Origin of the sequence: Eximiradius sp., from assembly GCA_937127445.1 — a bacterium.
GTDB lineage: Bacteria > Bacteroidota > Ignavibacteria > Kapaibacteriales > UBA2268 > JAKIZO01.
Map to the genome: position 1 here is coordinate 1 of CAKZLY010000005.1, position 22,050 is coordinate 22,050.

The 22,050-nt window shown below is 35.6% G+C and carries 17 protein-coding genes and 2 tRNA genes; 10 read left to right on the plus strand and 9 right to left on the minus strand.

What is annotated here, in order from left to right; translation table 11 throughout:
- Nucleotides 1–74: transfer RNA gene (locus AC6QZF_RS01055), tRNA-Asp, on the minus strand.
- Nucleotides 75–85: 11 nt separating this feature from the next.
- Nucleotides 86–158: transfer RNA gene (locus tag AC6QZF_RS01060), tRNA-Ala, on the minus strand.
- 187 nt (nucleotides 159–345) lie between these two features.
- On the opposite strand from AC6QZF_RS01060, the gene AC6QZF_RS01065 reads away from it, so the two are divergent.
- Nucleotides 346–1,548 (plus strand): aminotransferase class I/II-fold pyridoxal phosphate-dependent enzyme, encoded by a 1,203-nt coding sequence (locus AC6QZF_RS01065; protein ID WP_499798033.1) that lies wholly within the window; start codon nucleotides 346–348, stop codon nucleotides 1,546–1,548.
- A 78-nt stretch (nucleotides 1,549–1,626) separates the two neighbouring features.
- On the opposite strand, the gene AC6QZF_RS01070 is transcribed toward AC6QZF_RS01065, so the two are convergent.
- A complete protein-coding gene (locus AC6QZF_RS01070; protein ID WP_499798034.1) occupies nucleotides 1,627–2,664 on the minus strand; it encodes a 1,9-bis(guanidino)-5-aza-nonane synthase in 1,038 nt (345 codons plus the stop codon).
- A gap of 163 nt (nucleotides 2,665–2,827) precedes the next feature.
- Between AC6QZF_RS01070 and AC6QZF_RS01075 the strand changes: the two genes are divergently transcribed.
- Genes AC6QZF_RS01075 through AC6QZF_RS01095 form a run of 5 tightly spaced genes read left to right on the plus strand, consistent with a single transcriptional unit; the run spans nucleotide 2,828 to nucleotide 8,481 of the window.
- Nucleotides 2,828–3,970 (plus strand): MlaE family ABC transporter permease, encoded by a 1,143-nt coding sequence (locus tag AC6QZF_RS01075; RefSeq protein ID WP_499798035.1) that lies wholly within the window; start codon nucleotides 2,828–2,830, stop codon nucleotides 3,968–3,970.
- A gap of 3 nt (nucleotides 3,971–3,973) precedes the next feature.
- Nucleotides 3,974–4,723, plus strand: a complete 750-nt coding sequence (locus AC6QZF_RS01080) for an ABC transporter ATP-binding protein (RefSeq protein WP_499798036.1) — start codon at nucleotides 3,974–3,976, stop codon at nucleotides 4,721–4,723.
- Nucleotides 4,724–4,744: 21 nt separating this feature from the next.
- Nucleotides 4,745–5,716 carry an MlaD family protein gene (locus AC6QZF_RS01085; RefSeq protein WP_499798037.1) on the plus strand — a complete coding sequence of 324 codons (972 nt, stop codon included), beginning with the start codon at nucleotides 4,745–4,747 and terminating at the stop codon, nucleotides 5,714–5,716.
- 1 nt (nucleotide 5,717) lies between these two features.
- The gene (locus tag AC6QZF_RS01090) at nucleotides 5,718–7,847 is read left to right on the plus strand and encodes a sensor histidine kinase (protein WP_499798038.1); all 2,130 of its coding nucleotides are present in this window, start codon (nucleotides 5,718–5,720) and stop codon (nucleotides 7,845–7,847) included.
- Nucleotides 7,840–8,481, plus strand: coding sequence for a response regulator (locus tag AC6QZF_RS01095; protein WP_499798039.1), 642 nt, complete (start codon nucleotides 7,840–7,842; stop codon nucleotides 8,479–8,481). Before AC6QZF_RS01090 ends, AC6QZF_RS01095 begins: the two co-directional genes overlap by 8 nt.
- On the opposite strand, the gene AC6QZF_RS01100 is transcribed toward AC6QZF_RS01095, so the two are convergent.
- The 5 genes from AC6QZF_RS01100 to AC6QZF_RS01120 all read right to left on the minus strand — a co-directional run bounded on the left by AC6QZF_RS01100 (nucleotide 8,482) and on the right by AC6QZF_RS01120 (nucleotide 16,162).
- Nucleotides 8,482–9,825: a leucine-rich repeat domain-containing protein gene (locus tag AC6QZF_RS01100; RefSeq protein WP_499798040.1), complete on the minus strand. Its 1,344-nt coding sequence runs from the start codon at nucleotides 9,823–9,825 to the stop codon at nucleotides 8,482–8,484.
- A 113-nt stretch (nucleotides 9,826–9,938) separates the two neighbouring features.
- On the minus strand, nucleotides 9,939–10,727 hold the full coding sequence (locus AC6QZF_RS01105; protein WP_499798041.1) for a DUF3108 domain-containing protein: 789 nt from the start codon (nucleotides 10,725–10,727) through the stop codon (nucleotides 9,939–9,941).
- Nucleotides 10,728–10,785: 58 nt separating this feature from the next.
- Complete coding sequence (locus AC6QZF_RS01110; protein ID WP_499798042.1) at nucleotides 10,786–14,325, minus strand: ATP-binding protein; 3,540 nt, start codon at nucleotides 14,323–14,325, stop codon at nucleotides 10,786–10,788.
- Between the two features lie 195 nt (nucleotides 14,326–14,520).
- On the minus strand, nucleotides 14,521–15,405 hold the full coding sequence (locus tag AC6QZF_RS01115; RefSeq protein ID WP_499798043.1) for an LOG family protein: 885 nt from the start codon (nucleotides 15,403–15,405) through the stop codon (nucleotides 14,521–14,523).
- Between the two features lie 40 nt (nucleotides 15,406–15,445).
- Complete coding sequence (locus tag AC6QZF_RS01120; protein WP_499798044.1) at nucleotides 15,446–16,162, minus strand: SDR family NAD(P)-dependent oxidoreductase; 717 nt, start codon at nucleotides 16,160–16,162, stop codon at nucleotides 15,446–15,448.
- A gap of 178 nt (nucleotides 16,163–16,340) precedes the next feature.
- On the opposite strand from AC6QZF_RS01120, the gene AC6QZF_RS01125 reads away from it, so the two are divergent.
- Nucleotides 16,341–18,185, plus strand: a complete 1,845-nt coding sequence (locus AC6QZF_RS01125) for a 2-oxoacid:acceptor oxidoreductase subunit alpha (protein ID WP_499798045.1) — start codon at nucleotides 16,341–16,343, stop codon at nucleotides 18,183–18,185.
- Between the two features lies 1 nt (nucleotide 18,186).
- Nucleotides 18,187–19,236, plus strand: coding sequence for a 2-oxoacid:ferredoxin oxidoreductase subunit beta (locus AC6QZF_RS01130; protein ID WP_499798046.1), 1,050 nt, complete (start codon nucleotides 18,187–18,189; stop codon nucleotides 19,234–19,236).
- 124 nt (nucleotides 19,237–19,360) lie between these two features.
- Here the strand turns inward: AC6QZF_RS01130 and AC6QZF_RS01135 are convergent, their stop codons facing one another.
- Nucleotides 19,361–20,089 carry a T9SS type A sorting domain-containing protein gene (locus AC6QZF_RS01135; RefSeq protein ID WP_499798047.1) on the minus strand — a complete coding sequence of 243 codons (729 nt, stop codon included), beginning with the start codon at nucleotides 20,087–20,089 and terminating at the stop codon, nucleotides 19,361–19,363.
- Between the two features lie 92 nt (nucleotides 20,090–20,181).
- Between AC6QZF_RS01135 and AC6QZF_RS01140 the strand changes: the two genes are divergently transcribed.
- Together AC6QZF_RS01140 and AC6QZF_RS01145 are read left to right on the plus strand one after the other, a co-directional pair.
- A complete protein-coding gene (locus tag AC6QZF_RS01140) occupies nucleotides 20,182–20,682 on the plus strand; it encodes a TlpA family protein disulfide reductase (RefSeq protein ID WP_499798048.1) in 501 nt (166 codons plus the stop codon).
- The gene (locus AC6QZF_RS01145) at nucleotides 20,682–21,920 is read left to right on the plus strand and encodes a peptidase U32 family protein (RefSeq protein ID WP_499798049.1); all 1,239 of its coding nucleotides are present in this window, start codon (nucleotides 20,682–20,684) and stop codon (nucleotides 21,918–21,920) included. The genes AC6QZF_RS01140 and AC6QZF_RS01145 overlap by 1 nt, the downstream gene beginning before the upstream one ends.
- Nucleotides 21,921–22,050: the final 130 nt, after the last annotated feature.

Sequence of the window (22,050 nt, forward strand, 5' to 3'; positions counted from 1 at the left end):
GGAGCCGACGAGACTCGAACTCGCGGCCTCCTGCGTGACAGGCAGGCGCTCTAACCAAACTGAGCTACGGCTCCAAATTGCGAAGTGGACCCAAGGAGAATCGAACTCCTGACCTCTTGAATGCCATTCAAGCGCTCTCCCAGCTGAGCTATGGGCCCCTTCGAGAGTTTTTAAATTGTCAATTACACTCACAAGGGAAAGCAAAATTACAGAAAAAAAATAATTTCTCAAAAGAAATTTTTCGTTTTAAATAAATTTATCGTTTTGGAAGAAACTAAATAATTTGTTTTATTAACTTATTTTTAAGAAATTTGTCTATGTATTTTTTTATATGGAGCGAAAATAATGAATAATGATCCAGCAGTTAGATTGCAAGATTATCAAGTTTTTGGTGAATATGGTGATGTTAACCCATCAATTTCTGATGCAGCCACATATACTTTTTTGAGTGTTGAAAAAATGCAGCAATTATTTAGTGAAGAAGTTGAAGGATGCTTCCTGTATTCGAGACATATGAGCCCAATGAATCATTATCTGACACAAGCACTTGCGGCAATTGAAGGCACAGAAGATGCGAACGTAATGGCTTCGGGAATGGGAGCTATTTCAACTTGTTTACTGCAATTATGTGGTTGTGGTGATGAAATTGTTTCCAGCAGAACTATTTATGGTGGGACGTACGCCCTATTTAAAAACTTCTTCCCTAAACTTGGCATTAACACTCACTTTGTAAACATCACTAAACTTGATGAAGTTAAAAGCAAAATTAACGATAAAACAAAAGTAATTTATTGCGAGACTATTAGCAATCCATTACTTGAAATTGCTGATATTAGAGAATTGAGAAAAATTGCTGATGAACGTGGCATTAAATTAGTCGTCGACAACACTTTCAGTCCGATGGTTGTTCCTGCTTACAAATTAGGTGCTCATATTGTTGTGTATTCATTGACAAAATTCATCAATGGAACAAATGACTGTGTTGCTGGGGCAGTATGTGGACCACACGATTTTATTGCAAGTATGAGAAATGTTAATGATGGTGCTGCAATGTTGTTTGGACCAGTTTTGGATAGTTTTAGAAGTGCAAGCATCTTGAAAAATCTTAGGACGCTGCATATTCGAATGAAAAAACATAGTGAAAATGCTATGTTTATCGCAAGCGAATTAGAAAAAGCAGGCATAAAAGTGTTCTATCCTGGTTTGCCATCGCATCCGCAGCACGAATTAATTAAGTCGATGATAAATCCGCAATATGGTTACAGTGGGATGATAACAATTGATGCAAAAGATGCAGAAACAGCTGGCAATTTGATGATTTGTATGCAGGAAGCAAAAGTTGGCTATTTTGCAGTTTCGCTTGGTTTCTATAAGACGCTATTTAGCTCGCCAGGAAGTTCAACTTCTTCCGAAATACCAAAAGAAGAGCAAGAAGCAATGGGAATGACACCCGGGCTTGTTCGTTTTTCGATGGGATTGGACAACGATATTCAGGATACACTGGAAAGAATATTGGGTTGTATGAAAAAAGTTGGTTTGTTGAAGTAATTTTCTTGATAATATAGAGAAAGAGGCTGTTTCGTTGATTGAGACAGCCTCTTTTTTATATTGGGCAGAATAATCTCATTATTCTTCGTTATTCAAAAAGTCATTGAAACGACGTTCGGGGCGTCCTTCCCAAGCACGGGTGTGGTAGCCGTAAGCAGTAATTAACGGGAAAGCGATAGTAGCTTCGCTGAAAACCATTTGTTCGTAAGTAGTTTCGACTTTGCCCCAGGAGCTTGCTTCTTTTAAAGTTGAACCTGAAAGTCCGCCATCGCGTTCATCAGCAACTGTAATTTGAATTGCATATTTGTGCATATCAGCATTAATATCAAGCACTTCGCAAGCGACGACAATATCTTGAGTAAAGTTTTTGGGGACACCACCGCCAATCATATAAATGCCTGTAGTGGGGTTCTTAATTTTAGTTTTAGTAAGTTCGAGAAAGTCTTTTGCAGAATCGATGGAAACAACATCTTTTCCTTTTCTATGATATTGATGATGAACAAGTCCAAAGCCAGCACTACAATCGGAAAAAGCCGGGCAGAAGATAGGCACTCCTTTTTCGTATGCAGTTCTAATAATCGAATTTTCGCCACGATTGTTTTCAACTAACCATTTACCAATTTCTTCGATGAACTCGCGACTGCTATATGGGCGAGGTTCTAATGAATTAGCAATTTCTGCAATTGTCATATCACACACACGCAAATCTTCTTCATCAATATAAGTATCGTAAATTCTATCAATCATCAATTCGCGAAGTTCGTTGTCATCGACAAATTGAGAACCTTTGTAGTGGTAAAAACCGAGTGCTTCCAGAAAATCCTGGTCAATAATGTTAGCGCCGGTCGAAATAATCGCATCGCACATATTATTTTTAATCATATCAACGACTACTTTTTTCAAGCCAGCACTAATGAGCGAACCAGCAAGAGTAAGATAAACAGCACATTCTTTGTCTTCGAGCATCATTTTGAAAATGTTTGCAGCACGGTTAAGGTTTCTTGCCTGAAAAGCCATATCGCCCATATCATTAATCAGTTCAACTACATTATACTTTGTAATATCAATATGTTTGATAATATTATTAAGTTTCAAATAATCTTTCTTTTCTGCCATTTTTTCTCCAATTTTGTTGAAAAATTATCCTACAAAAATACAAAAAATTATAAACTTATAATTAAATAAATTGCTTACGTTATTTCTTGTTGCGTTGATATACTTTTTGTTTCTAATAAAAAAATGTTTAAATTTGGGTAATGTATTTCAAAATTCATAAATTATGCAAGAAAGTTCAATCCAAAAGAAAAAATTAGAAATAATAAACGACGGTGGGCAAATAGTTATTATTCCACTATCATCGATAACTATATACAATGCAAATGAAATTGAACAACAATTTTCGTTCGAAAAATTAAAGGGTGAAGTTCACAAAATCACTTTGAATTTGAGCGAATTAACCAATTATGACTCGTATCTGATTATTCTTATCAACGAAATAAAAGAGTATTGCTCATCGGAAAATATCGAATTTGAACTAACGGGCTTAAATGACAACTTACAAAATTTCATAAATATTCTACTTCCAAAGCAAAAAGAGACACCACCAATAGAACACAAGTCGTTTTTGGTTGCATATTTTTCGAATATCGGGGAAGTTGTAAGGATTATCTTTTCAGATTTATTCAAATTGGTTGAATTTATTGGAGAAGTGGCAAAAAATTTCCTTCTTGCTGTGTTCAACCTGAAATTAATTCGGTGGAAGGATTTTCCACATCACTTTTTGAATGCTGGTGTCAATGCTGTACCGATAACAAGTCTGATTGTATTTCTAATTGGGCTAATATCAGGTTATCAGGGAGCGGTGCAACTATCTCAATTTGGAGCAGATATATATCTGGCAGATTTGGTTGGGATATCAATAACGAGAGAACTTTCGCCTCTGATGGTGGCAATAATTGTAGCAGGGCGAAGCGGTTCGGCTTTTGCAGCGGAAATAGGCACAATGAAGGTATCCGAAGAAATTGACGCACTCACAACGATGGGATTTGATAGAATTCAGTTTCTGGTATTACCACGAGTAATTGCAGTTGCTCTTGCAATGCCGTTTCTTGTGATAATTTGCGATTTAGTTGGTATAATTGGTGGATTAATTGCTGGTTTGGCAACTCTTGACATCACAATTTCAAGTTTTTTTGCTCAATTAAATGTAGCGTTAAATTATGGGCACGTATTTAGTGGGATAATAAAAAGTATTGTTTTTGGGTTGCTAATTGCGACAATAGGTTGTTTTCGTGGGTTTCAGGTGCAGGGTGGTGCGGAATCGGTAGGACGCTATACAACGGCAAGTGTGGTTTCGGGTGTATTTCTTGTTATACTAACTGATGCTGTTTTCGTCTTTTTATTGTCGGCGTTGGGAATATAAAAAATGGCAGATAAAAAAATCATAGAAGTTAAAGATTTAACCGTAAGATATGGCGAACGAACAATATTGGAGAATGTGAATTTTCATATAAATCGCGGGGAAATTTTTGTGATAGTTGGCGGGTCAGGTTGTGGGAAGAGCACACTGCTGAGACAATTAATAGGGCTTGAAACGCCTACGAATGGGGAAATTTATTTTGAAAATGTTAATTTCACTTCTGCGGACAAAAAGCAAAAAAATCAGATATTACGTCGGTTCGGTGTATTATTTCAATCGAGTGGGCTCTTTGCTTCGATGACACTTGCAGAAAACATTGCACTTGTATTAGAAAAATACACAGATTTGCCGGACGATAAAATCGAAAAGATAATAGAGATGAAACTTGATGCAGTTGGACTGAATGGATTTCAGGATTTTCTTCCATCTGAAATAAGTGGCGGAATGAAAAAGCGTGCTGCATTTGCACGTTCGATGGCTCTCGACCCTGATGTATTATTTTTTGATGAGCCATCGTCTGGACTTGACCCAGTAACTTCTGCATCGCTTGATGAACTTATTGTGCAAATAAACAGAGGATTAGGCACAACAATGGTAATAGTTTCGCACGATTTAGCTAGCATTTTGAATGTAGCACATAGAATTATTATGCTGGATAAATCAGAGAAAGGAATAATAGCAACGGGGACACCAGATGAACTGCGAAATTCACCAGATGAGCGTGTTTATAATTTTTTTAATCGAATTGCATCTTGAGAATAATTCGGAGAAATAAATATGGCTATTCGTAGTAGAAAGCTCAACTCATCATTTTTGATAGGTTTATTTGTCGTAACAGGCACAATAATATTAATAGGGTTTTTGATATGGATGGGTGCAACTCAATTTCTGAAAGAACAAACATTTTATGTAACATACTTTGATGGTTCGATAGAAGGGCTCGAACCGGGCTCGGCAGTGAAGTATCTGGGTGTCCCTTGCGGACGAGTTCAAAAAGTTCAGGTTGCTCCTGATGGTAGGCTGGTGGAAGTAATAATGAACATTGATGAGAAAATCACAATATCTGATAGTTTACGTGTAAAAGCAGAAATGGCGGGAATAGCCGGCGGTAAGTTTCTTCAACTGTTCATTCCATCGGACCCACAAATGTTTGAAATGCATCCCAAAATTAATTTTAAACCACCCTATACTCTTATTAAATCTGCACCTTCCGGTATTGAAGAAATAACACTTGCGGCAAGAGATGTAATGAATAATATAATGAAATTGCAATTTGCTGAAATTTCTAAGGGGACGATAAATTTTCTTGATGCTACGACAAAATTTTTCACTTCTCCCGAGCTGAATAAAATTGTCGAGGAACTTTCTCAATCAAGTGAAAGACTGAATGCTGTGCTGGCAAAAGCCGATACTTCAAATATTATTTCCAATCTATCATATACAAGTTACAAACTTAATGAAACAGTTAATGAACTGAAAAATTTCTCTTCGATGCTTAATACTGAGTTGGAGAAGATGCAACTGCCTTACTATGTAAGCAAAATATATGAAAAGTATGATTCAACTATGGTTAATACGAATCGCTCGATTAGCACAATTACTTATCGCATGCAAACGATATTGTTTGGTTTGAACGAAACATTTGAAGAATTGCGGCAGACAAATCGTGCTTTGCAACGTTCGTTGAGAGCAGTAACTGATAATCCATCGCAGATATTTTTAAGTGAACCACCACCGCCAGAAAAATAATATGCCAAAGCCGAACTTTCAAAATTATTCGGACTACCGTAATAAACTGTTGCAAGATTGGTTTCTTGTAGTGTTCTTTATACTAATGATTTTCTTTATTTCCTATGCAATAGGACTTTACGATATAATTACAAATTTTCTTAAAGCAGTAAATATCGGTTGGCTAAATGATTTGCTAATAGCATTGATTTTTTCATTTATTCCGTTTTTTATTTTTGCGTTACGTCGTCAAGTAGATTTAGTGGAAGAAATTAAAAATCGTAATGACATTCAAAATGAGTATAGAAACTACGTAAATCAAGTTAGAAAAGTATTCGAGGCACTCGACGATGTTGTATTGCAAACGGATGAAAATTTAAGAGTAGTGTGGGCAAATACATCTGCACTCGAACAATTTAATAAGCCAATTGGTGCAACAATAAATAAGTTTCTGTTCGGTGAGGATGAAAATCTGCCGAAAGACAGTTACATTCTGAAAGCATTCGAAAAAGGTTCAATTGAACGCGAGATTAAGTTTTTCCCAGCGACTTCTGAAAGAGAAAAAGACAAATATTGGGAGCAAATTGCCATACCATTTAAAAATAAAAATGGTGGGATCATAGGTATTACTTCAATTTCGCGAGATATAACGGAAAAAATTGAGTTCGAAGAATCGAAAAGCCGTCTTGCTTCGATAGTAGAATCGAGTGAAGATGCAATATTTGTTGTTTCGCCCGATGGAAGCATTCACAGTTGGAACAAATCTGCTGAAAATATATTTGGCTATAAAGCTTCGCAGGTTGTTGGGCAACAAATCACAATTTTAGACCATATTATTGATTTTGAGACATTGATTAAAATTCCGCAGCTCGATTTATCATTTTCGTCGGGGAAGAAGATAATGCACGTTGATATGGTTGCGGTTCATCGTGGTGATGAAATACTATATGTAAATCTGACAGTGTATCCATTTGTTGACGAGCGAGGGCAAGTGCTTGGATTTACAACGATTGCGCGTGATATAACAAATGCAATAAAAGCAGAAGAAGCTTTACGCGAAAGTGAAGAAAGATATCGCACGTTCGTAACAAACTTTAAAGGCATTGCTTATCGCTGGTCGCCTGATTATCATCCAATCTTTATGCACGGAAATGTAGAGGAAATAACTGGTTATGATGTCGAAGATTTTCTCACTAATAAAGTTCATTGGGATAATATCGTTTTGGAAGAAGACTTGCAAGTTGTGCGTCAAAACCGTGATTTTATAAAAAATAACTCTAATAAGAGTGTTGAATTCGAATATAGAATAATAAACAAAAATGGCAATATTTGCTGGCTAAATGAAAGTTTGCTAAATGTTACAAATGAAAAAAATGAGATAATTTATATTCAAGCAACGATATATGATATAACTCAACGCAAGATAGCAGAAACTGAGCTAAGAGAGTCGCGTCAGCAATTGCGGAATCTTGCGTTGCATCTTGATTCTGTTCGCGAGGAAGAGCGCAAGCAAATTGCATTCGAAATACACGATGAGCTTGGATATGCACTTACCGCAATCAAACTTGATATTGCCTGGCTGGTGAAAAAAATTGATGTTTCGAAAGACAACCTTGAACAAAAAATCAAAGAGATGTCCGACTTGCTGGAACTTACAATTCAGAAAGTACGAACTATTTCTTCTCAGCTGCGACCATCAATATTGGACCATTTCGGGCTTGTAGCGGCGATTGATTGGCAAAGCAAGGAATTTCAGAGGAGAACTGCGATACGCACGCGTTTTTTTGTCAGTCCGCGAGACCTTACAGTGCCTGAGAATCTTGCTACACCAATATTTCGTATATTTCAGGAATCGCTAACAAATATTTCTCGGTATGCAAAAGCATCACGAGTGGATGTTTCGCTGGAAATAGTTGGAAGGAATCTTGTGCTGAAAGTAGTCGATAATGGATTGGGCATAGACCCTGAAAAGATATATCATAAGAACTCTTTCGGACTGTTAGGAATGCGAGAAAAGGCAAAATCTATGGGCGGCGAACTCGTCATAAATAACTTAAAATATAAAAATAATGGTTATCAAGATAATAGTGAAATTCACGGAACAGAAGTAATTTTGTCTGTACCGATAAGAACAGAGGTTAAAAATGATTAATATAATTATTACTGATGACCACGCAGTAGTGAGAAAAGGTTTAAAGCAAATAATAGAAGAGACACCGGGGTTTATTGTTGCTGACGAAGCAAGTTCCGGGAACGAACTGCTCGAAAAAGTGCGTAAGAACAAGTATGATGTTGTTATACTTGACATATCAATGCCCGGGAAGGACGGTTTGGATACGCTTAAAGAACTAAAGCAAATTGCCCCTGACCTACCGGTGCTTGTTTTTACGATTTATCCGGAAGAGCAATATGCAGTAAGATTGCTTAAAGCCGGGGCATCGGGTTATATCAACAAAGAAAGTAAACCGGAAGAACTAATAGAAGCAATTGAGAGGGTAATTAGAGGTAGGAAGTATATTTCTTCTCATCTTGCTGAACTACTTGCAAATAATCTTGATTCTACCTCAGGTAGTGGTGAAGTGCCACTTCACGAAACGCTTTCTGACCGTGAATTTCAAGTAATGTGTATGATAGCCTCGGGCAAAACTCCGACTCAAATTGCTAATGAACTATCGTTGAGTATCAACACAATCAGCACATATCGAATTCGCATACTTGAAAAAATGAAAATGCGTTCGAATGCAGAAATCACGCATTACGCTATAAAAAATAGATTAGTCGAATAATTAAAACGACAAACGTGTATTTGGAAGAAGTCTTCGCAAGCGGTCTTTTTCGTTTTCAGATAATGGATTAGACTTCAAATCGAGCACTTTTAAGTTCACCATTTGCCGTAAGTTTTGTGGAAAGTTTCTAATCTGATTGCTTTCAAGAAGAATTATACGGCAATTGCGAAGTTCCGAAAGTTCTTCGGGTACGGAAGAGATATAGTTTCTATTTAAATAGAGAGAATTCAAATTATTTAGGTTTTTAATTGACTTATTGACATATGTAAGATTATTAGATGAAAAATCTAAATGCCGAAGTTTTCTGAGAGAAAAGATCTCGCGAGGAATATCGTCGAAATTATTATCTGCTGCAATAATACTTGTAAGATTCTGCTGTTGCTGAATCCCAGAAGGTAAAGACGAAAGACTATTGTTGCTAATATCAATAAAAATAAGATTTTTGAATTTGAATAAATTTTGCGGGACGGAATTATTTTTTGCTGAAGCAATAGAGATATGGACTAAATTTCTCATTCTTTCGATACAGTCGGGAAAAATCACAATTCTATTGCTATTTAAGTTAATGTTATTTAGAGAATTCAGACTACAAAACTCATCAGGCAAAGCTGATATTTCATTATTTTGCAAGTCTAAATATTCAAGATTATAGAGTTTTCCAAATTCTTTTGGTAAAGCTTTTAGTTGGTTATTGCCTAAATATAACTTTTTAAGATTGTAGTATTTACCAATTTCGGAGGAAATTGCAGAGAGCTTGTTGTTGTTCAAATCAAGAAGTTCAAGAGAATTTGGTGCAAAACATTCGAGGTTTCTAATTTGATTATTTGCCAGATAGAGTTCTTTAAGCTTAGTGAGATGAACAATTTCGCGGGGTTCTTTAGTGAAATTATTCGATGAAAGATCCAAAACAAGAAGATTATGCAGATTGCCAATAGAATGAGGCAAAGTGCTAATTTGATTACCAGAGAGAATAATAATTTCCAGACTTGGAATTTGTAGCAATTCTGCGGGGAAGTTTGTAAATCTATTGTTATTCAACCGAATTTCTTTCAGCTTAGTAAGACTAATAATTTCGTTCGGTAGAGAACTTAAATTATTGTTGCTTAAATCGAGATATTCGAGATCTTGAAGTTGCCCGATAGAAGGAGATAAGACATTAAGATTTTTGTTGGATAAGGATAATTTTCTTAACCAGTTGGCATTTTTAATAGCATCGTTAATTGAATTATATTCATTGCATCTATTTATAGGAACCGGTCGGCGGTTACTATTCTGAGCCAGCAATAGGATAGGGATTGTTGCTACAAACGAGATTACCAGCAATTTATTTATTTTATTAAACATTGTTCCATTAATAAATTATGCTAAACAACGTAATTACGTTTCATATATCTCTATAAAAAGTTGAACAAAATTTATATTAAATTAATATTTTTAAGATAAAATGCAAAAAAAAATTAACCTCGGGGCGGTGTCCATCCTTCGCGTTTCCAGCGTATAAGTTCAATGACAACATTGCCGACGTAAACATTCATTTTCGCTCTAATAGGGACGCGAGCATCGTCGTCGCTGAACCAACCCTCGAATTTACCTGAAAGTCCATAGACACCTTCCCAATCTGCTCTACCATCGAAATAGATAGTTTTGACTGGATATTTAATTGCAGGTATCTGAACATTTTCTTTTTTGCCATGGAAATTCAGGTATGTAGTGCCAATTTTTGTATCCATAAGAGTTGGAACTTTAACGCTACGCTTCATATTTGTGTATTGGCGGGCTAAAAAAAACAGCGAAAGCCCATCGTTTATTTTTCTTGTAGTAGGAGTGGTTAATTTTTCGATTAAAACTTTATCTTCATATTTTTCGTTGTAAATAAGGTTTTCGTCGTAATTAAAGAGAATTTTCTGGAATGCCCATCTATCGGCGTCAAGTTTCAATGAACCTTCAAATCTGTGGGAAAAAGAAATGGTAGTATCTATCCAGCTTGAATAAAATGCTTTCAAATCAACAAAAGGAATACCCGTATAAGACTCCATAAAAGATTTTGCTCGATAGACCTGATTTCCACAATAATCTATTATTTGCTCGGTTACTATTTTAATTTTACCCAGTTTTATGTTGAAGAAAGATACTTCGTATTCTAATTCCTCACCGGGTTGCATAATAATTTTAGTTTGCGACTGAACAGAAAAGAGACCGATTGAAAGAAGCAAAAGCGATAATATTAAAAAACGAAATTTCATCATTTCTCCTTGGTTCTATTTTATAATTAGAGTAATAACGAATGAAAAGCTAAAAAGTTGCTTATAAGTTGGAATTTTGAATAAGTGGAATTGTAATTTTGAACATAACACCTTTGTCTAACTTGTTATTTATTTCAATTGTTCCATTCAGCAAGTCAACACATCGTTTAGTAATTGCCAAACCTAATCCTATACCTGGGGTAATACCAATTGTTTTTTCATTGCGATAGAAAGGTTCAAAAACATTTTCTAAATCCTGGTCGGCAATTCCCTTTCCTTCGTCTTTAATAAGAAAATGAATATTATCGTCTTGAATTCTGCAATCAATATCAATATAGGTGCCTTTTTCAGAGTATTTGATAGAATTATTCAGGAGATTTGAAATTATTTGTTTAAGAAGATATCTATCAGAGTTAATCCAGTAGTTGTCTTCGGGCATATTTAAGGTAATATTGTGTTCCTTCTGGTCGTTGATGTTTACTTCTTCGACTATATCGAGAAGGAACTCACGTAAATCGAACTCAGTTAGACGAACTTCGAGAGTACCTTCTTCGGCTTTTTCGAAAGTGAGGACGTCTTCTAAAAGTCGGGACATAACGGTAACAGAATGGTGAATTTTATGTAAGTGCCTGTCGACTTCATCATCAAGTCCACGTTTCAAGCTTTCTTTAATCAGATAGGCAGAGGAAAGAATAACAGTAAGTGGTGTGCGGTATTCATGGGAAACCATCGAAATAAAACGAGATTTCAACTCTCCCAATTCTTTTTCTCTTTCAAGAGTTGCCAAAAGTTTTTCGTTGGCTTCGAATAATTCTTTTTCTGTTTTTTCTCTGATTTGAATTTCCAATCTTAAATCTGTCAAAGCTTTTTCTAATTCAGCGGTACGAATTTTAACAATTTCTTCTAAAGCTTCATTTAATTTATGAAGTTCTTCTTCGGCATTTTTTTTCTCGGTAATATCCTGAATAATCGCATAGATAAAAACTTTGTCTGATAAGTTAATCTTGCTTTGGTAGATTATCCCGTTTCGAGCCTCTGAATTTGAAATTTTGTAAATACATTCAAACTCTTTTTGCTCGACAAGATTATTTAAGAAGTCCTTTTTGTTATCAATTTTATCGGCAAATAAATCGAAAATGGATAAATTGCCAATATCGTTATGATTTATTCCGAAATAATTGAGAGCAGAGGGATTAGCCTCGATGATAATTCCAGTTTGGGCGTCGTAGAAAATCATATATGCGTTGTTATCAACAAACATTTGTTTATAGCGGAGTTGCGACTCTAATAATTCCTTTGCACGAGTTTTTACTTCTTCTTCTAATTTTTTTCTATACTGCCAATTCGAAATATATTTAATAACAAGATAGATAATAACTAAAACGATAATAACAACGAGTAAAATAAAAATAGGAGACATATAATATGGCATTTCAACAACGATAAGCGGTGAAGATATCTCGTCTGATGCTATTCCGACAGCATTTTTAGCACGCACTCTCATTCGATAATTGCCATAAGGGGGCTTTCTATACAAAAAATTTGTTGTAATATTTTTCTGGAAATCGAACCAATCGTTATCAAATCCATCTAATTTATATTGAACAGTATTGTTATTTTCGTCTATAAAAGATAAGATGTCAATATCGAAAGTAACGTTAAAAGCATTAGATGGCAAAATAATTTTCTGCTGTTTGTCGCTAATGTGTATGTATTCGGATAAATTATAGTTTATTCCTTTAATTTTAACAATTGGTTTTGGAATAAGCTTATTATCAAAATGGTGATTATAACGAGTAAGTCCGCTATTGGTCCCTATCCATAGGATACCGTATTTGTCTAAATAGCAAGCATCACGATTGGTTTCGAAACCAGAAAGACCTTGCTTAGTGCTAAATTGGGCTAAATTTTCCCCATCCCAGCGGAAAACACCTGCATCGGTGCCAACCCAAAGGAAATCAAAATATTTCTTAATAAAGTATATAGGTCGCTCAATTTTCAACCAGTAGGGTTTTAATTTGTTTTGAGAAACGTAATAGAGCCCTTTTTTAGTTCCAACAAGAATAGTATCGGGAATATCAAAGTTTATAGCAGTAGTTGAATTAGCGTAAGCATTGTCTCCTTTGAACACTATAATATTATTTTTATTAATTTTCAAAATGCCATTGATTACAGTTGATACCCAAAGTAAATTATCTGGGTCAACAAATAATCTACGAATTTGGACATTAGTTTTGTAAATTAATTTAAATTCAGAAGAGTTTATTGTTTTAGAGAAAATTTCGGAATTTGTAGCAACAAACATATTTCCTTGCTTATCAAAGATTACGCTTTGAACCTGTTCGTTGCTTGGGAAGTTTATTTTAACCAACTTATTATCTTTTGTGATTTTCAGAAGTCCTTTGTCGGTTGCAGCAACGTAAATTTCACCGAATGGCGAAACATCCATATCCATTACACGAGTTATTGGCGAAGGTGTGTCAAATTTCAGTTGAATAATTTTATAATTTTGGAGAGCTATCGAAATTCCCGTGTTATGACCTAAATAATGCACGCCATTATACTCAACAATGCTTGTAACTTCATTTTCTAAGAAGCCATTCGATTTATCATAATTCATAAACCTTAAAGAAGGGATTTTTGTAACTCCACGGTCGTTGGCAATCCAAATATTATATTCCCTATCAATAAAAATATCATTAGCTGAGTTATCTTTTAAATTATTATTCATTGTTAGAGGAATAATTCTCAAATCATTTTTATGAACCACAATAATATTAGCAAGGCTACTAAAAATCAGAGAATTGTAATAATTGGGGATAAGAACAGTATTTTCGATATTAGTTTTGCGAGTAATATGCTCCGACTTAACAAAAATATTATAACTATTAAAATCATAATAGGCGATGAAACCATCACCAGCAAGCCATATTTTGCTTATTTTACTTTCGTAATTTTCTAATGCAACAGCGATAAACTCTTGATTGGGAATTGAATTGTTTAAATATCTTAAATTTAAGTATTTATCTAAAAATAATAGTCCCCTACTTGTCGCGATAAAAAATTCATCCTTATACCCGACTATTTTATTTACGTAAATGTTTGTGTCGAGGTCAATTTTCTTCCATTTATTATCATAAAAGAGAAGCAAATGCTTATCGTTGTAAGTTAAGAATCGAAAACTCTTTTTGCTTGAAGAAACAGCAAAAGGTGTAAAATTTCTATTAGCCGAACTAAAAAATTGAATTGGGACAGCCGTTTTGATAATCCAATCGTTTCCTTCTTTCTTGTATAATAATTTGCTACCGAAATTAGATAAAATCCAGATATCGTTATTTTCATCCTTGTAAAAATATGCTCCATCAGCGTGCGAAGATTGAAAAGTGTTCCACTCGGTTTTCCACTCTTTCCCGGAGTACCGAGCAAGTCCATTACGTGTAGTAAAATAGATATATCCCTGATTGTCTTGTGTTATTGAATAAACTGAACTACTCGGAAGACCATCTTCTTCACTATAAGAAACAGTTAATAATTTCTGGCAAAAAATATTAATCGAAGAAATTATTAATATGATACTATATATTAATATAATTTTTTTCAAGTTTTTTAAGAAAAAATGTGCATTCAAAAAGAAATCTACATTGTAAATCCTTATATAATGCAAAATTATGAAAAAAAATAAATAATTTCAAAAAGTATTTTAAACATATTTAGTCTCGCATAACTAAACAAGAAAAAAGCTATATGTTGAATGGTGAACATATAGCTTTAATTTGTTTATAGGATTATTTTTCAACTAATTATCTTTTTCGTAGAATTCCCAACTATCTTTGAGCTGTTCGACTAAATAATCGAAGGCTTCTTTCGGGGAATTAGCATACACGAACAAGTCGAAATCTTTTTCGGAAATCATTCTATTCTGCAATAAATAATCAAAATTAAGGGTATTTTTCCAGAATTCTTCTGAATAGAGGACAATTGGCAGCGGACGAGTGATTTTCAGAGTTTGGCGAAGAGTGAGTATCTCGAATAATTCATCCAATGTACCGAAGCCACCAGGCAATGCCACCATGGCCTTAGCCAAATATGCGAACCAAAACTTTCTCATAAAGAAATAGTGAAATTCAAAATTAAGTTCGTCGGAAATGTATATATTCGGTTCTTGTTCAAAAGGAAGGCTAATATTCAGTCCGATGGAAGGCTGGTTAGCCTGGAATGCACCACGGTTTGCTGCTTCCATCATACCAGGACCGCCGCCAGTACAAACATAATAACGGCGTTCAGGTGGCAATTTGGCGGACCATTTAGCAATCATTTCAGCAAGAGCAACAGCTTCGTCGTATATGCGTGAGGTAAATTCCAATTTTTTGTGTGCTTCGATTTGTTTTTCGATTTCTGTTCTTTCTTCACCTACTCCATTTGAGAGAAGATTATTGAGAAGTGCTAGCTGTGATTTGTATTTTTCGGTGGACATAGTTCTTGCTGAACCATAGAAAACGATAGTATTTTTAATGTTGTGCTTACGAAAATACTGCTCGGGATAAAGATATTCTGCCAGAAGTCTAATGGTACGACCATCGGGACTATGGATGAATTCGGTATTGTCGTAGGCTTTTTGAACTCTTGCTTTACGTTTTTTCTTTTCAGGGCTTTTTTCGTTAATAATTTCAGTGTTTGCCATAAAATCCTCATAAAAAATAATAAGTGAGTAATTGACGAAATTATTTAGATTTTCGTATTAGAGAATATCCGCCATCAACAATAATATTTTGCCCGGTTAAATAATCATTTTCGATGAAGAAGCAAACGGCAGCAAAAATATCCTGAACTTGTCCGAATTTTTTCAGTAGGATATTATCGGAATTAATTGAAATGGGTTCGTCGGCAACTTTGATAATGCCGGGGCTAATGCAATTTACAGTAATTCGTGGAGCAAGTTCCACAGCAAGCGATTTAGTCAGATGAATAAGAGCTGATTTCGAAACGTTATAAAGCAGGCTTCCCTTCCAGTGTTCGAGACCACCGACAGAACTAATATTAATAATGGCACCTTTTTTTAGCGGTTGTCGGGCAAACTGCTGGGAAAACAAGAAAGCACTTCGTAGATTAACATCGAATACCTCATTCCATTGCTCTAATTTAATATCGATGAAATTTTGTTTTTGAGGAAAAATGCCAATATTATTAATCAGTATGTTTATTTCGCCAAAGTCATCAATAATATTTGAGAAAGCACTTTCAACTGCGGAAATGTCTTTTGCATCAGCTTTAAAAAGTTTTGTTTCAGTATTGAAATCGGACAATTTTTGCAATAATTCATTTGCAACGCTATCAGAATTGAAATAGTGTAGAGCTAAATTATATCCTTTACGAGCAAGTTCAATTGCTAATTTTTGACCAATTTTGCTTGTCGAAGCTGTTAATAATATGTTATTCATTGTTAAAATAAATTGATAAATGTTAATTAAATATTCTATTTTTCTTTTTTCTTAACATTAAGTTTCTTAATTTTCGTTACTTAAATATGTAAAATAAAAAGAAGTTTTATTGTAACAAAATTGAAAAAATATACTCGATATATGTTGCACATTATGTTGTTCAAGTAAAAGTAAAGAAATGTCAAAAAAAGTAGAACACCTTGATAAGGTAACAATTCGATTCGCTGGCGATTCTGGCGATGGGATGCAGCTTGTAGGAACGCAATTTTCCAACACAGCTGGAACAGTCGGGAATAGTGTAAATACATTTCCGGACTATCCATCAGAAATACGTGCTCCCGAAGGCACATTATATGGCGTAAGCGCCTACCAAATTCATTTTGGTTCAAAAAAAGTAAATACAATTGGCGACAAGATTGACGTGCTTGTATGTATGAATGCTTCTTCGCTGAAAGTCAATCTACCAAATGTACGTGAGAAGGGAATAATAATAGCTAATACCGCAGGTTTTGGTGAAAAAAACCTGAAGTTGGCTAAATATGAGACAAATCCGCTTGATAACGGTTCTTTGAGTAAGTATCAGCTCATAAAGATAAATATGAGCGAGATGATGAAGCAAGAACTTGCAGATTTAGGCATATCACCGAAAGCAGTCGAACGGACAAAGAATATATTCGCACTTGGTTTCGTTTACTGGTTGTTCAATCGTCCGCTTGATTTGACAGAAAAATGGCTTAAAGAGAAATTTGCTAATAAACCACAGATATTAGAAGCAAACCTTCGTGCGTTGAGAGCAGGATATAATTATGGCGCAACTCGCCAGGAAATGATTGTTCAATATAATGTCCATCACGCTGATTTGCCGAAGGGAACATATAGAAATATTACCGGGAACGAAGCGTGTGCAATTGGTCTTGTTGCAGCTGCAACAAAAGCAAAGCTTCCACTATTCCTTGGTTCTTATCCTATTACTCCTGCGACAGAAATTCTTCACTTTATTTCCGGATATAAACAGTTTGGTGTAAAAGTACTTCAAGCAGAGGACGAGATTGCAGGCATTTGTAGTGCGATTGGTGCTTCTTATGGTGGTTATCTTGCAGCAACAACAACTTCGGGCCCCGGTTTGTCTCTTAAAGTTGAGGCTCTGGGTTTGGCAGTGATTTTAGAACTTCCACTCGTTGTGATAGATGTTCAACGAGCTGGACCGAGCACTGGATTGCCGACTAAACCTGAACAGTCAGACTTGAATATTGCTTATTATGGTCGTCACGGGGAAGCCCCAATTCCAATAGTTGCTGCAAGTGGTGCAGCTGATTGTTTCGCAATGACTATCGAAGCTGCTCGCATAGCACTTAAATATATGACACCTGTCATTCTACTATCTGATGGTTATATGGCACAAGGGACTGAACCCTGGCGTATTCCAGATATGAACGAACTTCCTGATTTAACTGTTAATTTTGCAACTGATCCAGAGACCTTCAAACCATACAGACGCGACCCGAGTACGCTTGCTCGTATGTGGGCAGTGCCCGGCACTCCTAATTTAGAACACCGTATTGGTGGGCTGGAAAAAGAAGATATTACAGGATTAGTGAGCCACGACCCACTTAATCATCAGAAAATGGTCGAGCTTCGTCAGAAAAAAATCGACGGAATTGCCAATGATATTCCACTGGCAGAAGTCGAAGGCGAGCAATCGGGTGATTTATTGGTTGTTGCTTGGGGTAGCGTTTATGGTCCGGTAAAAACTGCTTTTGACGAGCTTCGCGAGCAGGGGCATAAGATTTCTTATACTCATTTGAAATATATTCGTCCATTCCCGAAAAATTTAGGCGACATATTATCTCGTTTCGAGCGTATTGTAGTTCCTGAAATGAATATGGGGCAACTGGCGGATTTGCTTCAGAGTAAATTTTTACGTCCTGTGCTTCGTATCAATAAAATTCAGGGTATGCCGTTCAAGGCAAAAGAGATAGAAATAAAATTATTAGAATTGCTTAACAATAAAGGAGATAAATAAAATGACTACGATGCTTCAAGATATAGTTGTTAAGCGGAATGTGCCAACAAATCAATATACTCCGAAGGACTTCAAGGTAGATATAGATGTTCGCTGGTGTGCCGGCTGTGGCGGGTACTCAATTCTCTCTCAGGTTCAGCGAATTATGCCTGAGCTTGGGATACCACGTGAGAAAATAGTGTTTGTTTCTGGGATTGGGTGTTCGAGCCGCTTCCCGTATTACGTAAATGTATATGGCTTTCATTCAATTCACGGGCGAGCCTTAGCAGTAGCGAGCGGATTGAAAATTGCTCGACCTGATTTATCTGTTTGGATAGCGACTGGCGATGGTGATTGTATGAGTATCGGCGGCAATCATTTTATTCACGCTTGCCGCAGAAATGTTGATATCAACGTTTTGATGTTCAACAACGAAGTATACAGTTTGACTAAGGGGCAATATTCCCCTACTTCCCAACCTGGGCAAAAGACAAAAACATCGCCATTTGGTGTTGTGGACGACCCATTCAATCCAGCTTCACTTGCTTTGGGTGCAGGTGCTACTTTTGTTGCACGTGGCTATGACCGTGATCCAAAGATGCTTCAATACTTATTCGAGCGCGCTGCTGCTCACAAAGGCATTTCTTTTGTTGAAATTTATGCCAACTGTGTGATTTTCAACGACGGCGCATTCGATAAATACACTGAAAAAGAATACCGTGACGATACAACTGTTTGGCTGGAAGATGGGAAACCTTTGATTTTCGGCAAAAATCGCGATAAAGGAATTATTTTAGATGGATTTACTCCTGTTGTAGTTTCATTCGAGGACGGAAATTATTCTCCAAACGACGTTATTGTACATAATGAAAAAGATTCTACGCTTGCGTTTATACTTGCGAATATGACCTATAATCCAAATGTTCCTCGTCCAATAGGGGTATTCCAGAGCATTGAAAAGCCATCATACGAAGAAAAAGTTGAAAATCAAATTGAAGAAGTAACGAAAAAATTAGGTGAAGGTGATATAAATCATCTTATGTGTGGCGAAGATTTCTGGACGATAGATTAATCAGTCTTGCTTAAAAAGAAAGCCGCTCCAAATCGTGAGCGGCTTTTTTATTATTTGTTCTTGTCCCCTATATCGAATTTCGAAAATCACAAACAACACGGGGGAACAATAAACAGTCAATTAATTATTCAACAACAACAGTTAATCTTTTGATTGATTTATCTTCAAGATAGACAATCATTAAGTAATTTCCTTTTGAAAAAGAAGATAAATCCAAAGTTTTATAGTTAAACAAAGATTTTTCGTTGGTTACAATTTTTCCTTGAATGTCGTAAATTTCTATTTTTTCAATTTTCAAAATTTCGGAATAAACACTTAAAATATTGTTTGTTGGATTTGGGTAAGCAACGACAAAATCTGTGGGTTGAATTTCGTGAACACTTGTAATACCAACATTAAAAGTAAAAGGAATATCAACAAAATCATTCTCATCAGAAGTATTTGTAAAGCGAACACGGATTTTGGACTGTCCGAGATTCATATTTGGCTTCAGATGCGCGGTTGGTTGGTAACCTAATATTTGACTGATTTTAAATGAAGCTGGGATATCAATTTCATCGCTTCCTTCTTTATAAGAAGTTGTGCGAGTTACATAAGGATAGCAAAAATAGGTGCACACAGAAACTTCGTGCCCATCAGCAAGCTTGTCAATTATAATTGAAGGATAGACTGTAACATTAGAATTAGTGAGATTTCGGAAATCGAAAGGTGTTTCGATTTCTCTATTAGCATTTTCAGTAGAAATAAGACTATCGCAATAAGTAAGTTCGAAACTACTTTGCGAAAAAGCCGAAATTGAGAAGAAAGCGATTAAAAATACAAGAAGCGACATCAGTAAAGTAACTTTTTTCATAATTTAAGCGTCCTATAATTATTAATAATTTGTTAATTTAAAAAATAAAACAAAGTAAAATAACAAAAAGTTACATAAAATTGGAGTAAAAAATGAAAAAGGTGCTATGGCTGTTTGTTTGCTCAATGCTGTTTGTTTATTTCACAAATGCTCAAGAAAAAACGAAGTTACCCGAAGCAAAAGTGAAAGATTTACAGGGAAATACAGTATCGACAAGCACATTCCAAAGTGATGGAAAACCAGTAGTAATAAGTTTTTGGGCTACCTGGTGCAAACCATGTATGGAAGAAATGGCAGCAATAAATGAATTATTCGCAGAATGGAAGGAAGAAACAGGCGTTCGCTACATAGCAGTATCGATAGACGATTCACGTTCGAGCAGACGGGTTGCACCGCTTGTAAAATCAAAGGGTTGGGAATTTGAAGTATATTTAGATGATAATCAGGATTTCAAGCGAGCAATGAATGTGAACAATCCACCGCATACATTTCTACTTGATGGGAACGGTCAAATAGTATTCGAGCACAATGGTTATGCACCTGGTGATGAGAAAAAGCTCTACCAAAAAATTAAAGAAATCTCCAAAAAATAATGGAGAAAAAGCCTGAAATAACCGCTCCTGTTGGGTCTTCCGAGTCGCTCTGGGCGGCTATACAAGCTGGGGCTAAATCTGTTTATTTTGGCGCAGGCAATTTGAATATGCGCTCCAAATCGACTTTTAATTTTTCAATTAATGATTTATACGAAATTCAAAAAATCGCCAATCGATATAAAATAAAAACATATCTTGCAGTAAATACAGTAATTTACGATGATGATATCAACAAAATTGATGAAATATTAGATGCCGCTTCTGCTGCTGGAATAAATGCAATAATTGCATCAGATTTCGCTGTTATTCTCCGAGCAAGACAAAGAAACTTGCCTGTTCATTGTTCTACCCAACTTAATATTTCTAATATAGAAGCAGTCCGCTTTTTTGCTCAGTTTGCCGACGTAATGGTGTTGGCTCGTGAACTATCTTTAAAACAAACGAAGAATATAATTACAGCAATACAAAAGGAAAAAATTAAGGGACCGAGCGGGAAATTAGTCAGAATTGAAATTTTTTCTCACGGCGCGCTTTGTATGGCAATATCCGGAAAATGCTATTTGAGCTTGCATCTACACGACCATTCGGCTAACCGCGGCGAATGCCTACAAGTATGCCGCAGAAAATATCTTGTTACTGAAAGAGAACAGGGTTACCAACTCGAAATTGACAACGAATATATAATGTCCCCAAAAGATTTAGCAACAATAGGTTTTCTCGACAAAATAATTGACGCTGGTGTGGATATTCTCAAAATCGAAGGGCGGGGACGCTCGCCTGAATACGTGAAACGCACAGTAGAATGTTATAAAGAAGCAATCGATTCAGTTTTCGATGGTTCTTATACCACTGAAAGGATTGAAGAGTGGAAAAGAAAGCTTGCAGAGGTATATAATCGAGGTTTTTGGGACGGATATTATTTAGGGCAAACCTTGGGTGAATGGAACAACAATTATGGTTCGTCGGCAACCAAACGTAAAATATATGTCGGTTACGTTCAAAATTACTATTCAAGAGTAAAAGCTGCAGCAGTTCAAATTCAGGCGGACAATTTATCAGTTGGAGATAATATACTAATAATTGGTAATAAAACAGGTGTGTTGGAAACAAAAGTAGAGGAATTGCGGCTTGATGATGCTCCTATCGATCAAGTTTCCAAAGGTGCGCTTTGTTCGATTTCAGTTCCCAACAAAGTCCGACCAAACGACAAAGTCTATAAGTTCGTAGATAATAGATAAAAAAATCAGAAAATTAGCTTTTATTAGACTTGTAAGATATTTATTTTTGTTTTAACAAAAAATGTGGAAAACTTTTTCTTGCATTTATCTTTTTTTTTTTACTTTTATCCCAGTTCTTTGACAACATATT